Source organism: Flavobacterium chungbukense (assembly GCF_020805785.1).
Taxonomy (GTDB): Bacteria; Bacteroidota; Bacteroidia; order Flavobacteriales; family Flavobacteriaceae; genus Flavobacterium; species Flavobacterium chungbukense.
Genome location: NZ_JAJGZV010000002.1, coordinates 935753 through 958315, shown reverse-complemented (window position 1 = coordinate 958315; position 22563 = coordinate 935753). Strand labels below are relative to the sequence as shown.

At 31.2% G+C, this 22563-nt stretch carries 22 protein-coding genes; 9 read left to right on the top strand and 13 right to left on the bottom strand.

Translation table 11 applies throughout. The features are described from left to right. Positions 1–73: 73 nt before the first annotated feature. From LL966_RS09430 to LL966_RS09390, 9 genes are all read right to left on the bottom strand, one after another. On the bottom strand, positions 74–2293 hold the full coding sequence (locus tag LL966_RS09430) for a RelA/SpoT family protein (RefSeq protein WP_229352676.1): 2220 nt from the start codon (positions 2291–2293) through the stop codon (positions 74–76). Between the two features lie 238 nt (positions 2294–2531). After that, on the bottom strand, positions 2532–3320 hold the full coding sequence (locus LL966_RS09425) for a TrmH family RNA methyltransferase (RefSeq protein WP_229352675.1): 789 nt from the start codon (positions 3318–3320) through the stop codon (positions 2532–2534). Between the two features lie 179 nt (positions 3321–3499). After that, positions 3500–4432 (bottom strand): DUF2167 domain-containing protein, encoded by a 933-nt coding sequence (locus LL966_RS09420; protein WP_229352673.1) that lies wholly within the window; start codon positions 4430–4432, stop codon positions 3500–3502. 30 nt (positions 4433–4462) lie between these two features. Next, complete coding sequence (locus LL966_RS09415) at positions 4463–5560, bottom strand: phosphoglyceromutase (protein ID WP_229352671.1); 1098 nt, start codon at positions 5558–5560, stop codon at positions 4463–4465. A gap of 156 nt (positions 5561–5716) precedes the next feature. Beyond that, a complete protein-coding gene (locus LL966_RS09410; protein ID WP_229352669.1) occupies positions 5717–7048 on the bottom strand; it encodes a DUF58 domain-containing protein in 1332 nt (443 codons plus the stop codon). Positions 7049–7086: 38 nt separating this feature from the next. After that, positions 7087–8100, bottom strand: coding sequence for an AAA family ATPase (locus tag LL966_RS09405; RefSeq protein WP_229352667.1), 1014 nt, complete (start codon positions 8098–8100; stop codon positions 7087–7089). A gap of 113 nt (positions 8101–8213) precedes the next feature. Next, a complete protein-coding gene (locus tag LL966_RS09400; RefSeq protein WP_229352665.1) occupies positions 8214–9416 on the bottom strand; it encodes a DUF4350 domain-containing protein in 1203 nt (400 codons plus the stop codon). Continuing rightward, a complete protein-coding gene (locus tag LL966_RS09395; protein ID WP_229352663.1) occupies positions 9409–10182 on the bottom strand; it encodes a DUF4129 domain-containing protein in 774 nt (257 codons plus the stop codon). Before LL966_RS09395 ends, LL966_RS09400 begins: the two co-directional genes overlap by 8 nt. Before the next feature lie 9 nt (positions 10183–10191). Then, positions 10192–11172: a stage II sporulation protein M gene (locus LL966_RS09390; RefSeq protein WP_229352661.1), complete on the bottom strand. Its 981-nt coding sequence runs from the start codon at positions 11170–11172 to the stop codon at positions 10192–10194. 20 nt (positions 11173–11192) lie between these two features. On the opposite strand from LL966_RS09390, the gene LL966_RS09385 reads away from it, so the two are divergent. The 7 genes from LL966_RS09385 (at position 11193) to LL966_RS09355 (ending at position 17307) form a co-directional block, all read left to right on the top strand. Further along, positions 11193–11936 (top strand): RDD family protein, encoded by a 744-nt coding sequence (locus LL966_RS09385; protein WP_229352660.1) that lies wholly within the window; start codon positions 11193–11195, stop codon positions 11934–11936. 78 nt (positions 11937–12014) lie between these two features. After that, positions 12015–12860, top strand: coding sequence for a hypothetical protein (locus LL966_RS09380; RefSeq protein WP_229352659.1), 846 nt, complete (start codon positions 12015–12017; stop codon positions 12858–12860). Between the two features lie 14 nt (positions 12861–12874). Next, positions 12875–13285, top strand: a complete 411-nt coding sequence (locus LL966_RS09375) for a PH domain-containing protein (RefSeq protein WP_229352658.1) — start codon at positions 12875–12877, stop codon at positions 13283–13285. A 56-nt stretch (positions 13286–13341) separates the two neighbouring features. Continuing rightward, on the top strand, positions 13342–13944 hold the full coding sequence (locus tag LL966_RS09370; RefSeq protein ID WP_229352657.1) for a trimeric intracellular cation channel family protein: 603 nt from the start codon (positions 13342–13344) through the stop codon (positions 13942–13944). A 7-nt stretch (positions 13945–13951) separates the two neighbouring features. Next, positions 13952–14893, top strand: a complete 942-nt coding sequence (locus tag LL966_RS09365; RefSeq protein WP_229352656.1) for a FemAB family protein — start codon at positions 13952–13954, stop codon at positions 14891–14893. Further along, positions 14890–16032 (top strand): DegT/DnrJ/EryC1/StrS family aminotransferase, encoded by a 1143-nt coding sequence (locus LL966_RS09360; protein ID WP_229352655.1) that lies wholly within the window; start codon positions 14890–14892, stop codon positions 16030–16032. Before LL966_RS09365 ends, LL966_RS09360 begins: the two co-directional genes overlap by 4 nt. Positions 16033–16065: 33 nt before the next feature. Then, positions 16066–17307, top strand: coding sequence for an O-antigen translocase (locus LL966_RS09355; RefSeq protein ID WP_229352654.1), 1242 nt, complete (start codon positions 16066–16068; stop codon positions 17305–17307). Here the strand turns inward: LL966_RS09355 and LL966_RS09350 are convergent. Then, positions 17304–18440 carry a glycosyltransferase family protein gene (locus LL966_RS09350; RefSeq protein ID WP_229352652.1) on the bottom strand — a complete coding sequence of 379 codons (1137 nt, stop codon included), beginning with the start codon at positions 18438–18440 and terminating at the stop codon, positions 17304–17306. The genes LL966_RS09355 and LL966_RS09350 overlap by 4 nt on opposite strands. A 45-nt stretch (positions 18441–18485) precedes the next feature. Here LL966_RS09350 and LL966_RS09345 point away from each other — a divergent pair, with 45 nt between their 5' ends. Together LL966_RS09345 and LL966_RS09340 are read left to right on the top strand one after the other, a co-directional pair. Beyond that, positions 18486–19571, top strand: coding sequence for a glycosyltransferase (locus LL966_RS09345; protein WP_229352650.1), 1086 nt, complete (start codon positions 18486–18488; stop codon positions 19569–19571). Next, a complete protein-coding gene (locus tag LL966_RS09340; protein WP_229352648.1) occupies positions 19568–19975 on the top strand; it encodes a sugar 3,4-ketoisomerase in 408 nt (135 codons plus the stop codon). The genes LL966_RS09345 and LL966_RS09340 overlap by 4 nt, the downstream gene beginning before the upstream one ends. Here the strand turns inward: LL966_RS09340 and LL966_RS09335 are convergent. From LL966_RS09335 to LL966_RS09325, 3 genes are read right to left on the bottom strand one after another with little or no spacing between them, the layout of a single operon-like run. Further along, positions 19958–20887, bottom strand: coding sequence for a glycosyltransferase family 2 protein (locus LL966_RS09335; protein ID WP_229352647.1), 930 nt, complete (start codon positions 20885–20887; stop codon positions 19958–19960). The two genes, LL966_RS09340 and LL966_RS09335, sit on opposite strands and share 18 nt — an antisense overlap. Continuing rightward, positions 20888–21775, bottom strand: coding sequence for a glycosyltransferase family 2 protein (locus LL966_RS09330; RefSeq protein WP_229352646.1), 888 nt, complete (start codon positions 21773–21775; stop codon positions 20888–20890). It lies immediately after the preceding gene. Beyond that, positions 21775–22458: a cell division ATP-binding protein FtsE gene (locus tag LL966_RS09325; RefSeq protein WP_229352645.1), complete on the bottom strand. Its 684-nt coding sequence runs from the start codon at positions 22456–22458 to the stop codon at positions 21775–21777. Before LL966_RS09325 ends, LL966_RS09330 begins: the two co-directional genes overlap by 1 nt. Positions 22459–22563 lie beyond the last annotated feature (105 nt).

Here is a 22563-nt window from a genome sequence, read left to right as displayed (position 1 = left end):
ATTTTTATTTTTAATCAATAAAAGTTTCGGGTTTAAAGTTTAGTTATAAAACCCTTATAGATAGGTTAAAAAGTTAGGTTCTGTATTCTCGGGTAACTTTATCAACACCATCAATCTTCTTAATAGCATTGATCATTTTCTTCAAAATCGTATTGTTTTTAACAATTACAGCAATCTGACCATGAAAAATTCCAGCATCTGTACTTAACGAAATACTTTGAATGTTTACACTCATATTGTTCGAAATGACCCTTGTTAATTGGTTGGTAAGTCCTAAAACGTCCATTCCTGTAATATTGATAATGGCTTTGAATTCTTCTTGTGAAGAGTCAATCCATTTGGCGCTCATAATTCTGTAGGCGTAATTAGACTGCATTCCGATTGCGTTTGGACAATCTTTTTTATGCACTTTGATTCCTTCATTAATCGTCACAAAACCAAATACATCATCACCAGGAATTGGATTACAGCATTGCGAAAGCTTATAATCCAGCTTGTCATGCTCCGTTCCAAAAACCAGCATGTCGTAATTGCTGCTGATAACCGGTTTGTGAATATCTTCGTCGGCTGTATCTTTATTTCTTTTGATTTTATTTTTAAAGAAATTGATGAATGAATTTCCTTTTTGCGCCGCATAATCTTTTAACTGCTGATTTTCGATTGCGCCAATTCCAACTCTATAAAATAAATCTAAACTTGTTTTTAATTTAAAGAAGTTAACTAACTCGTTTGTAACTTGTTCATTAAATGTAATTTTTAAATGTTTCAGTTTTCTAACCAATAATTCTTTTCCTTCCTCTGCAATTTTTTTAGTATTCTCGTTAAGAACGTTTTTGATCTTATTTTTGGCTCTTGAAGTGGTTACATATTCCAGCCAGTTTACCGTAGGTTTCTGATTGGCAGAAGTAATTACTTCAACCTGATCTCCACTTTTTAATTCGTAATTTAGTGGGACTAAACGTCCATTTACTCGAGTTCCACGAGTTTTAATTCCGATTTCTGAGTGAATACTGAAAGCAAAATCTAGCGAAGTTGCACCTTTAGGCAATGATTTAATTTCACCTTTTGGCGTAAATATGAAGATTTCTTTTGAATATAAATTCATTTTAAAATCTTCCACAAAATCAACAGCGTTTGTTTCTGGGTTTTCTAATGCTTCGCGAAGTAAATTCAGCCAAACATCTAAACCGCTTTCTTCAGTTGCGCCATTTTTATATTTGTAATGCGCAGCGTAACCTTTTTCGGCGATTTCATCCATACGTTCGCTTCGAACCTGAACTTCAACCCAACGTCCTTTTGGTCCCATAACCGTAATGTGGAGTGCTTCATAACCAGTTGATTTTGGTGATGAAATCCAATCTCGCAAACGGCTTGGACTTGGTCTATAATGATCTGTAACAATCGAATATATTTTCCAAGCAATAAATTTTTCTTCATGCGGATCAGATTTGTAAACGATTCTAAGCGCAAATTTGTCGTACACTTCATCAAAACTTACATTTTGAGCACGCATTTTTCTACGAATAGAATAAATAGATTTCGGACGGCCTTTTATAATATAATCAACGCCTTCATTATCCAAAGATTTTTTCAAAACATCTGATATATCTTTGATATAAGCGTCTTGTTCTTCTTTCGTTTCACGAATTCTGCTTACAATGTCATTGTAAACTGCAGGTTCGGTATATTTTAATCCTAAATCTTCTAGTTTGGTTTTAATATTATAAAGTCCCAAACGGTGGGCTAGAGGAGCATAGATATATAAAGTTTCAGAGGCAATTTTGGTCTGTTTGTATTCCGCCATCGAATCCATAGTCTGCATATTATGAAGACGATCGGCCAATTTGATTAGAATTACGCGGACATCATCATTCAAAGTCAGAATCATTTTTCTGAAATTTTCAGCCTGCATAGAAGCATTTAAGTCTTTTTGAACTAATGAAATCTTAGTTAAACCCTCAACCAACTGAGCCACTTTCGGATTAAATAAACGTTCAATATCTTCAACTGTAATTGGAGTGTCTTCTACAACGTCATGCAATAAGGCCGCAGCGATAGACGTCGCACCCAGACCAATTTCTGAGGCAACAATTTTTGCAACTGCAATAGGATGAAAGATATACGCCTCGCCAGATTTTCTTCTCTGTTCTTTGTGTGCATCAACGGCAACGTCAAAGGCTTTTCGAATTAATTTTTTGTCGGCTGGGCTTAAAGTTTGGTAACTTATTCGTAGTAATTCTTTGTATTCCTGCGCAATAGCTTTGTTTTCTTTTTCAATATCTATTTCTGTCATAACGGCATTGTTCAAGTACTAAAAATAAGAATTAGTTTCAATATACACAAGGCTTTATAATTGCTGATTTTAGTCCAGAATCCTCGGGATAGATTTTAGATTTTTTGCTTATAGAAATGGGCTTCGACTTCGCTCAACCTGATATTTTTTATAAATTATAAATTACGAATTAAAAATTAAAAAAAGCTGACTTTTATCTCTTAGAATCTCAGCTTCTCAGAACCTTAGAACCTCAGGTTTAAAATCCTCTCTGACGTTTCGCTTCAAAAATTAAAATTGCAGCGGCTACCGAAACATTCATGCTGTCGATTTCGCCTTGCATTGGGATAATAATATTTTGCGTTGCTTCGTCACGCCATTGTTGCGTTAAGCCAGTAGCTTCTGTTCCAACAACTAAAGCGGTTGGAGTAGTGAAGTTTTGCGTATGATAAGAAGTTGAGTTTTGCAAAGTGGCACTGTAGAAATTAATCTTTTTTTCTTTTAAAAAAGCAATAATTTCTTCTGATGTTCCCGTTGCAATTTGATTGGTAAAAAGACAGCCAACACTAGAACGGACAATATTCGGATTGTATAAGTCACTTTTTGGATTGGCAATTAAAACAGCGTCTAAATTTGCAGCATCAGCAGTTCGTAAAACAGCACCGATGTTTCCTGGTTTTTCTAAAGATTCAACAACAAGAATCAATGGATTATCGGATAATTTTAGATCTGATAATTGTAACGATTTGGTTTTCGCCACAGCCAAAATACCTTCGGTCGTATCGCGATAAGCCAGTTTTTGATAAACTTCCTTATTAATTTCTATAATTTGAAAGGAGTTTTGAATCAGTTTATTGATTTCTGATTCTGACACTAATTCTGGTAAAAATAAAACAGTTTCAATTTCGTAACCGCCTTTAATGGCTAATGAAATTTCACGTAATCCTTCAATCAAAAATGTTCCAGTTTGTTTTCTTGCTTTAGATTTTTCCTGAAGTAAAACCAAAGATTTTATAAACGGATTTTGAACAGAAGTAATTTGTTTCATTTTTTTAAAGGCTCAAAGTTACAGAGTGGCAAAGGTACAGAGTTTTTTTCTTCCTGCGAAGTTTTTAAAACCTGTAGGTTTGCTAAAATAAGGTTTGCCACGAATTTCACTAATTTACACTAATTTTTCCTCGTAGTAAAATAAAAAATAATTCGTGAAATTCGTGGCAAATAAAACTTTTACTCCTCTGTGGTATTATTATTTTCCTCTAAAAGAGCTGTTTCTTCAGCAGGTTTAGTAACCACTTGATCTTTGTTTCCAAAAAGAAATTTCTTTATTCCAGCGAAAGCTGCTATAATTCCGATTACGATAAATTTTCCGAATTTAGCTAAGATTGCAAAAAATCCAACTTTTGCCAGTACTTTCCCAGCTACAAGTCCGCCAATGGTCCAAGCGGCAACAGTATCAGTGTCAGCATCGAAATCCAGATATTTATTTCCATCGTTAAATTCAACACTTTTGATAATTCCTGGTATACTTGCTTTTACTTCTTCCAGCTGATCAACACCAGCAACAGCAGAAATATTATACATTCCTTTTCTTCCTAAAACCCTTAAGTCGTAATTTAAAGTGTGGTCTTTATCTTGCCCGAACTGTAGTTCTTTTGCCCAATGCAATACTTTTAAATTATTATCATAATAAGGTTTAGATGCCCATCCAATCAATTGAACTTCAGAATAACCTCCTTTTTTTCTTTCTTCGTTTTCAGCAGCAACATCTTCTTTCATTGTTTTTAAAAGGTCGTCATAATCTATGTCATCTGCATCATCATCCTTTACATAACCATCACCTTGGTAGCTAATTACAAACATCCAGCTGTTGTTATGAGTTACACCTTTTCCGTCTGGAACCAAAGAACCCAAAACGGTTTTATCTTCGGGATTTCCCCACAAATTGCTCAAAACATTTTGTGTTTGTTCGGCATTTAAAAACTTAAATCCTTTTGGTACATTTAATGTTCCATCACCTTCTTGGAGACTGATTTTTCCAGATTCATAATTAAAAGATTTTTCAATCTTGTCGTAGTAAGCGGTAAGTGTATCTGGTTTTTGTGCGCTGATTTTAGTAATTGCTGTCAGCGATAAAAAAAGAAAAAATAGTTTTTTTTTCATTTTGGGGTTGGTTTTAAAATGGTTAATTATTTATAGTTTTTGATTGTTTTCAAATAATTCTGAAATTTCTTTTTCTACAGGGTGTGATGTTTTAAAATCAAATCCTAAGACTTTAGCCAAAGTTTGGGCAAATTGTTTTTGATAGAATTGAGCTTCTGTTTTGATTTCTCCTTTTGAGGCAATTTCTGGCCCAATTGCAGCGAACCAAATTTGAGATGCACCAGGTACATCAGCACCATGATCGGTCCATTGTGATTTTACTTTGTCACCACGTCCATGATCTACGGTAATAAATAAAGTCGTTTTGTTTTTATATTGCGGATCGTTTTGGATAAAATTCCAGATTTCCTGAATCCATTTATCAACTTGATTTGCAGCATCTAGATAAGATCTATAGTCTCCATGATGCGCCCATTCGTCCGTTTCTCCGTAGGCAATATATAAGACTTTTGGTTTTTTTGTTTTGAGTTCATCTAATGCCTGATAATGTGTAAAAACATCTAGACATTCATCTTGATGAAAAGGTTTGAATGAATTATCACGCATTTCATTTAACAACTTTTGTGCTGCAGTTGGTTTATTTCCACCTACCTTGTCAAAAGCAGAAATGACAGGGAAACCGCTTCTTTCTTCATTCAAAATTCTATCAAATGCATCCCACGCACCAAAAGCAGCAACTTTTCCTTTAAATTTAGATTGCTGGTTTAGAAATTCTAAAACATTGACATTTGGATTGGCTTTATAACCATTTGAATTGACTTTTAAATCAACATTTCCAGTCATAATTTCGCTATATCCAGGATAACTAAACCAATACGGATTGGCAACATCAACTTTGTTTCCTAGATCTCTATTGCCATAAATCTGACCTTTTGATGCAATTTCAGACCAGAAAAAAGGCATTAGTTTTTTACGAGCTTCTTTTATGTCGGCATCAGCATATTTTTTGTAGATGTATGCACTATCGCCTTGATTGAACTTTTTGTCATTGGCAATTGCAGGATCAATTCCCTTAAAAACTTCTTGCCATCTAAAACCGTCTGTGGTTATGATAATGATGTTTTCTGTTTTTTGTGCTAAAGATTTACAGCTCAATAATATGAACAGAATTAAAATTGCTTTTTTCATTTCCTAATTAGTTTGAAATTGCATGGATTATTTTTTAATACAATTCAAAACTACTTAATTTATTTTAGCAATTTTTACGGGATAGTGTAATGTAACTATATATTAATAAAGGATTAAAAGAAACTTTTTATTCTGTACGCTTTAAGGAATTACCTTTTATAAAATTCCTCTCGATTTAATTTCCAAATATTTATTAATAGCGTCTAAAGTCAGATTTTCTGGTTGCGTTAAAACCGAATGAATCCCGTATTTTTTTAGTTCGTTTACAATTAATCGTTTTTCGAACATGAATTTTTCAGCGATTACCTTGTCATAAACTTCCTGAAGTGTATTTGTTTTTTTATTAATGATGCTGTTCAATTCAGTATTGCTAAAGAAAACGACAACCAATAAATGACTTTTTGCAATTCCTTTTAAGTAAGGTAATTGCCTGTTTAAGCCGTCCATTGTTTCAAAATTAGTGTACAGAATGATTAAACTTCTTTGATTGATGTTTTTCTTAATATCAGCATACAATCTGCTGTAATCACTTTCAAAAAAATCAGTTTTGATGTTGTACAAAGTCTCTAGAATTTTCTGCATCTGCGAACCTCTTCTTTCTGCAAAAACTCGATTTTCTACTTTTTTTGAAAAAGAAAAAAGTCCTGCTTTATCTTGTTTTTTGAGAATAACATTAGACAAAACTAAAGCCGAATTTATTGCATAATCCAACAAAGCCAATCCGTCAAAAGGCATTTGCATAACGCGTCCTTTGTCAATTGCCATGTAAACAGATTGCGATTTTTCGTCTTGAAACTGATTGACCATCAAAGCATTTTTCTTGGCAGTAGCTTTCCAATTTATTGTTCTTAAATCATCGCCTTGTACATATTCTTTAATTTGCTCAAATTCCATCGTGTGTCCAATTCGGCGTATTTTTTTTATTCCGTACTGAAACAGATTATTCGAAAAGGCTATTAAATCGTATTTTCTTAATTGGATGTATGATGGATACGTTGGAACCATCTGATTTTTGTCAAAAATAAATCTTCTAGAAATTAATTTTAAAGGAGAAGAAACATAAATATTTAAAGCACCAAAGAGATATTCGCCACGTTCTGTTGGACGCAGTTCGTAGTTAATTTCTTTTTGTGTTGCGGCGTTTATTTTTTTTAGAATCTTAAAATCGCGAACTTGAAATTGAAAAGGAATTTCGTCAATAATTTTAATAAGAATGGAGAAATTGTAATGATTCTTTAAAGTAATTTTAATCGGATTTAAATCTCCATTGGATAACTTCTCTGGTGTAATCCTTTCTGCTTCAATCCCTTTATTGATTGTGTATAGTAATAAAATATCAATTCCTAAAAAAGTCGCCAACCCTAAAACCAGAAGCCAAACAGCGTTGTACATATTTGGAAAAATAAAAGCACAAACAAAAAGCCCTATGATACCTATAAGCGCATAGAAGAATAAGTTATTAAGATATAGACTTTTAAAGAATTTCATTTTATTTTTCAAGTTTCAGGTTAATTCACAATTCACCATTATCTAGGTATTTCAACAGTTTCAATAATCTGTTTAATAATTTCCGAGCTGGTAATACCTTCCATTTCGCGTTCTGGAGTTACTATAACACGGTGTTGCAAAACCGGAGTTGCCGCTTCTTTAATATCTTCAGGCGTAACAAAATCACGTCCTCGAATCGCTGCAAAACCTTTAGCTGCATTTAAAATTGCAATGGAAGCACGAGGAGAAGCTCCTAAATATAAGAAAGCATTTTCGCGTGTATTGACAACAATTCTTGCAATATATTCTAATAGATTTTGCTCTATTCTAATTTGTTTTACCAAACCTTGATAATGTTTGATTTCTTCAGAAGAAAGAATCGTTTTAATTGCCTCGAGTTTATCATGGTTTTGCAAAGAATGCTCTCTCTGAATAATTAAAATTTCTTCATTTAATTTCGGATAATCAATACTTATTTTAAAAAGAAAACGATCTAATTGCGCTTCTGGTAAACGGTAAGTTCCTTCCTGCTCAATTGGATTTTGAGTAGCAATAACCAAAAATGGCGTTTCTAATTGATAGGCAGATCCATCAATTGTAATTTGACGTTCTTCCATAACTTCAAAAAGTGCAGCCTGGGTTTTTGCTGGTGCACGGTTGATTTCATCAATTAAAATCAAATTGGAGAAAATTGGTCCTTTTTTAAACTCAAATTCTGAGCTTTTCAAATTATAAATAGAAGTTCCCAAAATATCAGACGGCATCAAATCTGGCGTAAACTGTATTCTGCTGAAACCTATATTTAAAGTTTTAGACAATAATTTGGCTGTGATCGTTTTAGCGACTCCAGGAACACCTTCCAGAAGAACATGACCATTTGATAAAATGGCAACTAAAAGCTGATCAACCATTTTATGCTGGCCAACAATTACGGTTTCAATTTCTTTTTTAATTGTGTTTACATGGTCCAAAAGCGGGCCTAAATTAATTCGGGTTTCAAAATTCACATTGTCATTAGTGATTTCGTTTGCATTGGTATTGATATCGTCCATAACTTAGTCTGTTTTTTATTTTTATTTTGCTACAGATTAAGAGGATTAAAAATGATTTTTATAGAATGAATTAATCTGTGTTAATCATTTTAATCTGTGGCATATATTTTTAATTAGTGCAAAATCTTTTCAATTGCGGTATTTATTCGAAGCAAATCTTCTTCAAGACTTCCGTGGTAACTATTTCTATGATGGTTAATTAAAGAAACAAGTTCTTGAATATCTTTTTCGTCTTTTCCAGTTTTATAATGTAATTTTTTTATAAAATCGTCATCCAGTTTCGTGGTATCTATTAAAAAATCAGTTCTGATTTTTTCCAAAAAGTAAATGATTTTTTTGTCAATAATATTAGTGTGATCTCCTTCTTGATAATACAAGTTTCCTATTGTTTTGGTAAAATCGACAGTTAAATTTTCCAATGGTTTAATGATCGGCACTACACGCTGTTTTCGTTTTGCATTAAAAATCATAAAAATCAAAATACCAAATAAACCTAAAAACCAAGCAGATTTTAAAGGAGGCTGACTCATAATATAACGCAGCGGAGAACCAGAAATTCGTTCATCTTTAGGTCCTTTATTATACCAGAAAATAGCCCCTTTTGAAAAATAAGACAACACATTTTCTGCATATTGATAACGATCTTTTTTTAGTAAAGTATAATTCGTAAAAGCAACGGGCTGTGTATGCAAATAAACATATCCGTTTTTGTAAGGAACTTCAATAAAATTAATCTGTTTATTTTTTTTATTAATTTGATATCCTAAAACAGTTGTATTTAAAGTATCTATTTTCGAAAAATAATCATTTAACCCAGAGTTTAAAGTATATTTTTTACTACTTAATTTCTTGTTTGCCAGCCAAGTTACAACGCTATCTGCAGGCGGAAAATCGGTCTGTACCTGAATCTTTAAAGAATCAAGCAGTAAGGCAGGAAATTCTTTCATGCTCAAAAAAGCATTATTGCCATGTGAAACAAAATACAAAATCTCTTTCATTGACTGATCATCAATATTATTGACTTCAGAGATATTGATGAAATTTCCTTTCACTTTATAATTTTCAACACCTTCTGTGTCATCATATTGTGAATCTAAGTATTCGTAAGGCGTTTCAGTAGAAATTCTCTTTATTTTCTGATTCTTAAAAAAACGACTTGCTTCTTGATCAAAAACGTAGAGACCAAACGGAATTTTATCGTTAACGGAATACGTCGGAGTCCAATCAATAGGTTTTGGCTTTCCTTTATCTATTAGTAAAATAAAACCAAAAAGCAAAACCAGAAACGCAATGTATATTTTAATATTTCTATCCATTACCAAAGGTTTTTAAAGCTTTTTTAAATCTATTTTCTGTACTATTGAATCTAATATCATCAATTTCAAATTCACCGTACCAGATGTAATTGTATAAATAAGAGAGGTAGGTAAATTCTTCTTTATGAGCTGTTTGCTGTAATTCGTATAAATAATCAGAATTCGTTTTTTCAATATCCCATTCGATATAATTATGCTGTGCCATAACTTTTAAAAGCCAGAGATAATAGTATCGGATAGCGGCTCTTTTTTCGCCGTTTTCAATACTTTCTTTTATAAGTTTATCGAAATCTAAAAGATGAATGTTTTTTTCGGCATCAGAATAAAATATTGTTTTTTTATCTGATTTTCCAAAAATCCAGCGTCCTTCTTGATTGGATATATTTTTAGCGATAAAATAGATAACAATGACAATGACCAAAATGGCTATAATTCGGAATAAAATGACAACGAAATTTAATGAAGTCTGCGGACTTTCAAAATGAAAAAGGTTTCCAAATAATTTTGCGAGCCATTCTGTGAAAAGATCCCACCAGTTTTTTTCAGGAGTTTTATATTCATAAATAAATTCTGAACCAGTATATCTCTTTTTAAAATTTTTGTCAAAATGTTTGGCATCTATAACAGCAGCATCAACCTGAATGTCTTTTTCAGAAAACTTTATTCCAGCTACTTTTGGTGGCTCTTCGTATACAACCGTGCTGTCTTGAGCGGTCGAAATGACGCTGCAAAAAAGAAAAGATAAAATAAAGAAGAATCTTGTCATTACTTGGTCTTAAAGATTTTTAGCTGTTAAAGAATGAATTTTTTTGTGTACAATAAAAGGATAAATCAGGTAATAAAATGAAATTATGCTTAAAGTGATCAAGATGATAAAAATGCTTAACCAAGTAGGCATATCAAGAGAATATCTTGTGATAAAACCTTCTAAAAAACCTGCACTTATGGTAAAGGGAAAAGTACTTAAGAATATTTTGAAACTGTTTTTAAATCCAATTTTGAAAGAATTCATTCGGGAAAAAGTCTTTGGAAAAAGAATCGAAGCTCCTAAAATGAATCCAGTCGCAGTTTCGATTACAATGGCAAAAATTTCCATCGAACCATGAATCCAGATGCCTCGTACACTTTTCCAAAACACATTGTGCTCATAAAAAAAGTATTGAAAAGAACCCAGCATGATACAGTTTTGCAAAAAAATATAAAAAGTGCCAAGTCCGGCAAAGATGCCGTAGAAATAACATTTCGCACCTACAAATAAGTTGTTTACAGTAATTCGAATAAAACTTCCCCAATTGCTGCCAGAACCATAAACTGCCATTGGGTTTCCTTTTCTAATATTTGCAAGTGACATATTTACGTATTGATCGCCCATAATCAGTCTCACAAAATCTTGATCGTATCGAGCAGAAAGAACACCAATTGCAACAGTTATAAAAAATAAAGCAAAAGCGTAATATAAATACCTTCTGTATTCGTAAACCAATAAAGGAACTTCAATTTTAAAAAATTCAATAATCTGATTTCTATCCGTACGTTTGGTTTTGTAAATTTTTTGATAGATTTGAGAAGCTAGATGATTTAGGTAGACAACCGTTTTACTTTTAGGATAATACGTTTGGGCATAAGATAAATCATTCATCATTTGAATGTACAAATTAGCTAATTCATCAGGATTTTTTTTAGCTTTACCGAAAATTGCCAGCTCGAATTCGAGCCATTTTTCTTTGTTTTGTTTTATAAAAGCGATTTCTCTCATTGTTGGCTAAAATATAAAATATGTCAGAATTATCTATTAACACGACGCAAAATGTTAAAATAAATTTTATTGCCGCTACAGTTGGCGAGCGATTGGGGGCATTCTTTATTGATCTGTTCATTATGATCTCGTATGCTACCGTGCTTTCTATAATTCTTTTCAGCTGGTTAAATCTTGGCCCACTAATGAATAATTTGGACGATTGGTCAAGAGGTGCTATTTTGATTATTCTGTATTCGCCAATAATTGTTTATTCTTTGGTTCTCGAAAGCGTCTTTGAGGGGCAGTCATTAGGAAAGAAACTGGTAAAAATCAAAGTAGTAAAAATTGACGGTTATCAGGCGAGTTTTGGAGATTATCTGGTAAGATGGTTTTTTAGAGTAATCGATCTTTTTAGCCTTTTAGGTCTTCCAGGAATAATTGCTATAATTACCAGTAAAAATGCACAGCGTTTAGGTGATATGGCTGCAGGAACGGCAGTCATAACTTTGAATAATAAGATCAATATCAGCCATACTATTTTAGAAGAAATAGACGATGCTTATGTACCTGCTTATCCTTTGGTAATTAAACTTTCAGATAATGATATGCGAATTATAAAAGAAACTTTTCAAAAAGCGGAAGCCAAAAACGATCACGAAATTATTTATAAATTAGTTGCCAAAATTGAAAGTGTAACCGGAATTAAAAATCAATCAGGCAGCAACAGTGATTTTATTCGAGTTATTTTGAAAGATTATAATTTTTATACCCAACATATGTAAGCTTTTTTTTAGGATTCGATGATAATTTTTTATATTTAACATGTTATTATTTAGTATATTAATCTAAAAAAGTAAAACATGAGAACTTCAAAGGCTTTCTTTACCCTATTAATGTTGTTTACGGCTCTTTTTAATTTCGCTCAAGGCGGAAAAAAATTAGATAAAATTATAAAAAGAGATTATCAGATTATCGAATGTACGATTTCAAAAATGTCTGATAGCACTGTAGAATATTCACTTCCGGGAGAAACCCTTCAAATTTCAATTGACGTTTCTAAAATTGCCAGAATAGATTTCGCAAGCGGAAGATCTCAAACTTTTGATGTTTCTCAAAATTATAACGTTCAAGCTGTAAATCAAAGTATTAGCGCACAAGAAGTTAAGCCTAATACTATTGCGGTATTGCCAGTTCCGTATGTCAATTCTGATAATCAGGAAGCTTCTGAAGATATGGCAAAATTTGCTCAGAATGATTTATACAACAAACTCTTAGATAAGTCATCAAATATTTTTCCGCTAACGGTTCAGGACTTAAGAACCACAAATAGTTTACTCCACAAAGCAGGTATAGATTATAAAAATATTGATGAAACACCAATTGAAGATCTTGAAAAAATCTTGGGCGTTGATAATATTGTTGCAGCAAAAGTTTCGTACACAATTGGTACAACTTCAACAGCAACTACTTATAATAGTGGCAATGCAAAAGTGAGCGATAATAATAAAAAAGTAAAAACAAGCGACGTTTCAACCACGACAGCCAATAATCAAACCTATTATTACTATACGGTTTATTTTGATATGTACAAAAACAAGGATAAAATCTACTCTCAAACGCGCAAACCATTTTTAGCTATAAAAGACAGTTGGATGGAATCTGTTTCTTATTTATTAAAAAGAAGTCCGATTTACACTAAGAAATAATTCAGGAAAACTAAATGGAAAAATTCAAATCTAAAATTGACCTCTGGTTGGCATTTGTATTAATTGTAATTTTTGGATTAGCACTGATACAATTTGCTTATGAAAAAAAATGGATAGGTCTTTCTTTTATATTTTGTGTGATTAGTTTTATTGTCCATATGTTTACTACTACTTTTTATACAATAGAAAGAGGGAAACTAAGAATAAAATGTGGTTTTCTTATTGATTTTACAATTGAAATTAAAAATGTAAAAAAAATTTCTGAAACTTTCAATGTTTTAAGTTCACCAGCACTATCATTAGATAGACTAGAAATTGTTTATGGAAAATATGATACTGTTTTAATTTCTCCAAAAGACAAAAAAGGATTTTTAGAAGCCGTAAAAAGAATAAATCCTGAAATAGAAATAGTATTAAAAAAATAGGAAGAATACTAAAATCTCTGCACCTTTGTATCTTTACCTCTTTGTAATTTAAAAAAATGTTTCACTTACTAGATATTATTGGGACAATGGCTTTTGCCATGTCGGGCGCTCTAACGGCAATGCATAAAAAACTAGATCCATTTGGCGTTTTTATTATTGCTTTTGTAACGGCAGTTGGAGGAGGAACGCTGCGAGATGTTCTAATCGGAAGAACGCCAGTGGGCTGGATGCGCGATATGCAATATGTATATGTAATTATTTTAGGTTTTTTTCTAGCTATTATTTTTAGAAAAAGGTTTGATAAACTTAGAACGTCCTTGTTTTTATTTGATACTATTGGACTTGGAGTTTTTACTTTAATTGGTCTAGAAAGAGGAATTTTAACTGGTCTTCATCCGGCAATTTGTATTGCTTTAGGAACAATGACTGCTTGTTTTGGTGGAGTAATTCGTGATATTTTATGCAATGAGATTCCGAATGTTTTTAGAGAAGAAATTTATGCTACCATTTGCATTTTGGGCGGAATTATATTTTTTGGATTAAGACGTTTAAATTTAGATGACGATATATTATATTTAGTTACTTCCTTGATTATTATTGTAATTCGATTAATGGCGGTTAAATATAAATGGCATTTAAAAGCATTTGATCATAAATAAGCTAAAAATGTATACCATTAAAAAATACCAGCCAGAAGATTATTTAATCTGGAACGATTTTATCGCTCAAGCCAAAAATGCTACTTTTTTGTTTCATCGCGATTTTATGGAATATCATAAAGATCGTTTCGAAGATTTTTCTCTATTGATTTTTGAGGAAGATAAATTAAGAGCCGTTCTCCCTGCTAATAAAAGACACAATTCGGTTTATTCTCATCAAGGTTTAACGTATGGAGGTCTGGTGTTTTTATCCAAAATTAAAGCAGAAAAAGTCGAATCAATTTTAGATGAAATTTTACTTTTTTTGAAAAAAAATGAAATTGAAACTTTTTATTATAAACCAATTCCAGATTTTTATTTTAAAGAAGGAAATAAAGAAATGGACTTTTTTTTACTCAAAAGAGGAGCCGTTTTAGAAAAAAAAGAAATGAATTTGGCAGTTAATTTATCTGCTCCTTTGAAGATTTCTAAAAGTAAAATGAAGCACTTCAGAAGAATTGAAAATCTAGATTTAGATATTATAGAAGAAGAAAATTTTGACTCTTTTTGGGAAAAAGTTTTAGAACCAAGACTATTAGAAAAATTTGATGCAAAACCAGTTCATTCCAAAGAAGAAATGACATTTTTGAAATCTAAATTTCCTCAAAATATAAAGCAATATTCGGCGTACAGAAATGATGAAATTATTGCAGGAATAACAATTTTTGAAACCAAAAACGGAATCAAATCGCAATATGGTGCGACTTCTAAAGCAGGAGAAGAATTTAGGGCGTTAGATTTTTTGTTTGTTAATCTAATTCATAAATACAAAAGAAAAGGCAAGTGTTTTTTTGATATGGGAATCGTTAATTCTGATACTCAAGATTATAATGCTGGATTATTGAAGCAAAAAGAAGAATTGGCCTGTTCTGTTTACAATCAGGATTTTTATAAAATTGAAATAAAGTGATACCATTTTTAAACCTAAAAAAAATAAATGAACCGTATGAAATTGCTTTTCAGGAAAAACTGAAAACGATTTTAAATAACGGCTGGTATATTTTAGGAAAAGAATTGGAAACATTCGAAAACGCTTTTGCCGAATATTCTAATACAAAATACTGTATCGGAGTAGGAAATGGTTTCGATGCATTGGTTTTAATTTTTAAAGGTTACATTGAGCTCGGAATATTAAAAAAAGGAGACCAAGTTATAGTTCCGGCTAATACCTATATTGCAAGTATTTTATCGGTTCTGCAAGCCGATTTAGTTCCCGTTTTAGTCGAACCAAGATTAGAAACGTACAATATAAATCCAGAGTTAATTCAGGAAAAAATTACTTCAAAAACCAAAGCTATTTTAGCCGTTCACTTATATGGACAATTGGCAGAAATGGATAAAGTAAATGAAATTGCACAAAAAAATAATTTAGTTGTTGTAGAAGATTGCGCACAATCTCACGGTGCAAAAATAAATAAATCTCAAAGTCTAAATTCCAACTTCCAATTTCAGAATGTCAATCTTAGCGAAGTCGAAGAGTCGCAAAATGCATCCGCTTATAGTTTTTATCCTGGAAAAAATCTAGGTTGTCTTGGCGATGGTGGCGCTATTACAACAGACAATTCGAAGTTAGCAAAAGTGCTTTTTTCGCTTCGAAATTATGGTTCTGAAAAAAAATATCATAACGATTATGCTGGTGTAAACTCTAGATTAGACGAATTGCAAGCGGGATTTCTAAACTTGAAATTTCCGAATTTAGATGCTGATAATGAGAAAAGAAGAGAAATTGCGAAACGATATTTAGCAGAAATTAAAAACGATAAATTAGAATTGCCTTTTTGGGATTTTTCAAATAATCATGTTTTTCATTTGTTTGTTATTCGAACCAAAGAAAGAGAACATCTACAAGAATATTTAACTAAAAATAATATTCAAACCGTAATTCACTATCCAATTCCGCCATACAAACAGAAAGCATTTTTAGAATGGAATGATTGGTCGTTTCCGATAACAGAAAAGATTCATAAAGAAGTTTTGAGTTTACCAATGAGTCCAGTTTTAGAAAGTGCCGAAATTGATTTTATTATCAAAATTTTAAATCAATACTAATTGCATTTCTATAAAAAAATAATTCAAACCAGCTTGTTTAAGATTACTTCTTTAAACAGTTTTAGCGTTTTTCTAAAAATCGGAATTGGTTTGATAACTTCCAAAATATTAGCAATTTTCGTTGGACCAAGCGGAATGGCGTTGGTTGGAAATCTGCGTAATTTTTTAACTTCATTAGAGAATATTTCAACGTTAGGTTTTCAAAACGGAATCGTAAAATACACAGCAGAAAACGAAAAGAACAAAATCGAATTTCAAAAAGTAGTGACTACCGTCTTGATAACTTTAGTTTTTGTTGCATTACTTTTAAGCGGAATTCTATTTTTTACTGCTTCTTTCTGGAACGAAAAAATCTTTGGAAATAATTCAGAATATCTTCTCGTTTTTAAAGTTTTAGCTCTTGTTTTGCCAAGTTATGGGCTTTCTATTTTTTTGATTTCGGTAATTAACGGTTTAGGAAAATTTAAAAAAGTAATCTGGATCAATATTTTTGGTAATATAATAGGACTATTGACCTCCATTTTCCTCATTTTACAATTTAAAACCACAGGCGCTTTATTGGCAATTGTAATTGCTCCTGCTTTATTATTTTGTATCACGCTTTATTGGGTTCAAAACGAAATTCAATTTCTTCAATTCGTTAAATTCAGTTTATTTGATTTTAAAATTTTAAAAAATCTTTCGTCTTATTCCTTAATGGCTTTGGTTTCATCTGTTTTAGGGCCTTTCGTGTTTTTGGCTATCCGAAACCATATTATCCAAAAATTAGGAATAGAACAAGCAGGGTATTGGGAAACGATGAGCAGAATTTCTACTTATTATTTACTGTTTGTCAGCACCATTTTAAGTGTTTATTTTCTGCCAAGATTATCAAAAGCTCCAGATAATTTGAAAACTAAAAGTATTTTTTGGCAGTTTTACAAATTCATTCTCCCTGTTTTTGTTTTGGGTTTAACAGTCATTTATTTTGGAAGGTATTTTATCATTCAATTACTTTTTACAAAAGAATTTTTGCCCGTAACCGATTTGTTTTTCTGGCAGCTTTTAGGAGATGTTTTTAAAGTCTGCTCGCTCATTTTAGGACTTCAGTTTTTTGCAAAAAAAATGACTTCAGCTTTTATAATTTCCGAATTGTTTTCTCTCTCGGTTTTGTATTTTGCGAGTTTGTATTTTATAAAAGTATTTAATATTGAAGGCGTAGTAATTGCCTACGCTTTTCAGAATTTTGTCTACTTAATAGTTCTTTTTATCTATTTTAGAGAAAGTCTGTTTTAGTTTTCTGTCCATTTCTGAATGTAATTTTCGGCAATTTTTACATAATTGTGATGCTCTTCAATAAATGCTCTGGCGCGTTTTGCCATTGCGTTAATTTCGTTTGGACTTTCTATTAAAAAAGACAATTCTTTTACTAAATAAGCTACATCTGGAATGGCATTTACACACACTTTTTCAGATAGATTATAATGATTCACAAATTCAGTTTCAGCTCCTGTAAAAACGATTTTTCCTTTTGCCATAGCTTCTAGAGCATTGTAACCTTGGTCATAAGCGTAAACCATATCTAAGAAAATATGACAGCTATTGTACGAATTAATGTATTCCGAATAAGGAACACTTCTTACGGTTATAATTTCGATTTTTGAAGAATATTTTTGTTCAATAATTTTCAAAGCTTCCTCAAAATAATCATTTCCTTTTTTTAAATAATTATCGTTGTTTATACCATGAAAAATGACAATTTTATCTGTACTTTCTATAGGATGAAATGGAAGTTTTTCAATTTGAATTGGGTTCGGAATCAATCCTAAATGTTTTTTGTTTTCCCGAAGCGGAAGATGATAATCTAAATCTGAAGCAATGATTCCTCTGCAATTTTGATAAATAAATTGATGCAATCTCAAAAAGCTTTTTTCACGGAATTTCAGCACATTTCCAAAAGATTTTGAATCAATTTTATGATTAAGATATAATGGAATAACGGACTTAAAATCAGGATTTTCAAAACAATATTTCACATTCAAATAATCGTAACCGCAGCTTAATAAAAATAATTTTTGATTGTTTTTTAATAAATAAGAGATGATTTTTTTTTCGAAGTAAGGCGTGCAGTAAAAACTATTTTCGTTTATCAGTTGAACAATGTCAAAACCAGAACATTCCTTTTTGAATTTCAGGAACTGACGATAAGTTAAGTACGAACTGATATCAAAACCAGAAATCTTGAATACAGCAATTTTTATTTTTTTCAGCCAACCAGAATCCCATTTTTTTTGAATAGGAAAATCAACAGGAAAATTTTTAAAACCGTCGTTATGACCAATAATAAAAACTTCATGTCCTAAAGCCTTAAGGCCTTCTTTTAAAGAATTGTGCAAATGGCTGTATTCGCCTACCAATAAAACTTTCATTTATGTGTATATTTGACAAATATATTTACTTTTTCGGTCAAAAACATGAATAAAAAAAAAGTTGCTATTGTTTCAAATTCTTTAGGAAAAGGAGGAGCAGAACGTTTTGCAGCTTTGTTGACTTTTATGTTAGAAGACTCTGATTTTGAAGTGCATTCTATTATTGTGAATGATGCTGTAAATTACTCTTATACAGGTGCTTTGTTTAATTTGGAAAAAGAAAGTGCCAGCTCATATTCTTTCTGTAGAAAAATCAAAAAAGGTATAGAACTGAGGCGTTATTTGGTTCAAAATAATATTGAAATTGTTATTGACAGTAGAACTAGAAACGTTTTACTGCGAGAATTGATAACCAAATTTCTTTACCGAAACACAATAATCTTTTATATCGTACACAGCTATAATTTTGAAAATTATTTTCCTGCTTCAAAAATTTGGGCAAGAACAATTTACAAAAATGTAGAAGCTTTGGTTTGTGTGTCGAAGGCAATTGAAGAAAAAGTAAATCAATTATTTAAATTGCAAAATACAATAACAATTTACAATCCTTTTTTTATTCCTGAAACAGAAGTTAAAAATGATGTTTTCGAAACTCAAAAAGTGATTTTGTTTTTTGGAAGGTTTGATGAAAAAGTGAAAAACTTCAGCTTGTTATTAGAAGCATTTTCGCAATCTGAAGTTTTTTTGAAAGGATATAAACTTCATTTAATGGGTGAAGGAAGTGATTTGAGCTTTATTAAACAAAAAATAAAAAGTTTAAATTTAGAAAATTACATTGAAATTTTTCCTTTTAAAAGCAATCCTTACAAAGAAGTTAGAGAGGCTAAATTTACTATTCTGACAAGCAATTATGAAGGATTTCCGTTATCAATTGTAGAATCACTAGCTTTGGGAACACCAGTTATTGCAGTTGATTGTAATTCTGGCCCGAAAGAAATTATTCAAAATGAATACAATGGATTATTGGTTGAAAATCATAATTCTAAAGCCTTGGCAAAAGCAATAAACCGATTTGTCGACGACCATGATTTATATGATTTTTGTAAAAAGAACGCTGCTCAAAGTGTTCAGCATTTGACTTTAAATACTATTGCTCAACAATGGAAAAATCTTTTAAACAATCTAAAATGACAACTATTTCAGATATTCAATTAATTGAAATTCCTAAAATTCAGGATCGAAGAGGCAATCTTTCGGTTATTGAAGGAGATACTGTTCCGTTCGTTTCTAAAAGAGTATATTATTTATATGATGTGCCAAGCGGCAGCAAAAGAGGCGGACATGCGCATATAGAACAGCAAGAATTTTTAATTCCTCTTAGCGGTAGTTTTGATGTCGTTTTAAAAGACGGGAAAAATACAAAAACGGTAACATTAAATAAACCTAATGTTGGTTTGCTGATCGTTTCTGGGATTTGGCGTGAACTTAAGAATTTTTCTTCAGGAAGTATTTGCCTGGTCTTATCTTCAGATGAATTTAGCGAAGAAGATTATATCCGTGAATACAAAAATTTCAGATTATTTAAAAACAGATGAACCAATTCCAAGATTTGCTAAAAAAGTTTTAAAGGAAATTAAAAGGCGCAATAAAAAGGAAGGCAAAGTCAATAAAATCCTCTTTTTTAGCCCTATTTTTTTCAAATCAATTGGACTGTAATATTTGGTGAAAAGGGATTTATCTCCTGCTAGTTTGCTTTTAATTGCTAGCGAAAAACGATTTAAATCAAGAAATTTTTTCAAATCTAAATTGGTTTTTTCAGCTTCTTCAAATTTCGAAAAATCCATTTTTTCTGTAATGAATTTAGTGTTTTTGGAAAGACTTTTGGAATCGTAAACATAACGTGCCAATATTTTCCATGAAAATACCACAGGATAAATTAATCCAATTCTAATCCATAAATCGGTGTCTTGACCGCTTTTTATTTTGGTGTCAAAATTTCCTGCTTCTGTAAAAACAGATTTATGAAAAACAGCGCATGAAGTGCAAAGAACGGTTTCTTTTAAACTGGCTTTAAAATAATTTACAATTTCAAAACCGTCATTTGTTTTTGAAATTGAATATTGTGCTGGAATTGTTTTTTTAGACGTTTCAAATTCAATTGCAGCAGAAAATATTTTGTGTTCAGGTAACTTTTTTATAGTATGAAACATAGTTTCTAGAAAAGTTGGATACCAATAATCATCTGCGTCTAGAAATGTTATAAAATCAGTGCTGGCTTTTTCAATTCCGTAATTTCTAGCCGTCGAAGCGCCTTCGTTTTTTTTACTGAAATACTTGATTCTGGAGTCTTTAAATTGCAGTGTTTTTTCTTCGCTTTTGTCTGTAGATCCGTCATTTACAATGATAATTTCAAAATCATGAAAAGTCTGATCTAAAATACTTTGTATTGTATTTTGGATGAAATTTTCTTTGTTGTAAAGCGGAATTATTACAGAAAAAAAAGCCATTTATTTTGATTTTAAAGAGCAATAATAACCCAATTTATAAATATCAAACAGAAAAAGTGATGGATCTTTTGAAATCAAATTCCGTTCAATTTTGGATTCTGATTTTCGAAAAACAAAAGAAAAAATGGTCAGTAATTTTACTGTTTTTAAAAGCTCAAAAGAGGCAATAATTCTACTTTCATTTAGTGAAATCTTATTGGAATCATTTAGAAAAGCCAAGTTTTCTAATGCCGTTTTTATTTTGTTTAAAAATAGGGCAGAAGTCTCTAAATTTAAATGAAAAACAGGATTCTCAATATGCGTAATTTCTATAGAATTTAATTTTAAAACAGAGAAAAAAAGTAAATCTTCGTAACCGTATTTTGTAAGTGTTTCATCAAAAGGCAAACGATTTATGATTTCTTTTTTTATCAATAAATTAGAAACCAAAGCAAAATTAAAAGGGTTTTTAGTTCTTTCCGATAAATTTAATGCTTCTCGTTCTCTGCCATAAACCCAACGTAAAAGAAATTCTTTGGCAGGTTTTTGATCTTCATACAAAAGACCTCCAAAAACGACTTTTTTATTTTTATTTATCTCTGAAATATAATTCGCAATAAAATAATTATGGACAGGAATTACATCGGCGTCTAAATAAAGAAGATTTTCGAAAACTGCTTTTTTAGCCAATAGATTTCTTATGGCACTTCGTCCAATATTTTTTTGTAAAGAAACAAAGGAGCAATTTTGAAACTGATTTATTTTTTGATTTTCTGCTATAAAAAGGTTTGAAGCATCATCGTAGCAAAGGATTTCAAATTTAATTCCGCAAGAAATGCACTGTTTTTCAAGTTCGCTTACAAGCGTTAAAACAGCATAATTATAAACCGGAATTAAAATGGAAAGCATTACACGCTTTTTTGCACAACCTCGAAGATTCTTTCATCTTCGCATTTCAATGTTTTAGAAGGGAATTTCATTAACAAAGCATAATCGTGTGTTGCCATGATAATAGTTTTACCAGCGGCGTTGATTGCTTTTAATACTTCTAAAACTTCAGAACTAGTTTGCGGATCAAGGTTTCCAGTAGGTTCATCTGCCAAAATAAATTCTGGATCATTTAGTAACGCTCTTGCAATTGCCACACGTTGCTGTTCTCCTCCAGAAAGCTGGTGAGGCATTTTATTTACGAAGTCTTTCATGCCAACTTTATCCAAAACTTCATCAATTTTGTGTTGCATGGCTTCTTTTTCAACCCATCCTGTAGCTCTTAAAACAAAAAGCATATTGTCTTTGATAGAACGGTCTGGAAGTAGTTTAAAGTCTTGAAATACGATTCCGATTTTACGTCTTAAATACGGAATGTCGTTTTCTTTTAATGTTGCCAAATCAAACTCAACAATATGTCCTTCTCCTTCAACTAATGGTAAATCAGCGTATAAAGTTTTTAAGAAACTACTTTTTCCAGAACCTGTTTTTCCGATGATGTAAATAAATTCACCATGATTAACATCTAAATTAATATGAGATATAATTTTTCTTCCTTCTTGATATATAGTTACTTCTTTAAGAGACAGTACGGTTTGTGACATAATAAATTGATTTGAATGGTAAAAGTAATAAGATAACGTTTGTATTCAAAATAAATTTGAAAAATTAAACCATATAAGCTCTATAAGTTCATTTTAAAATAATTA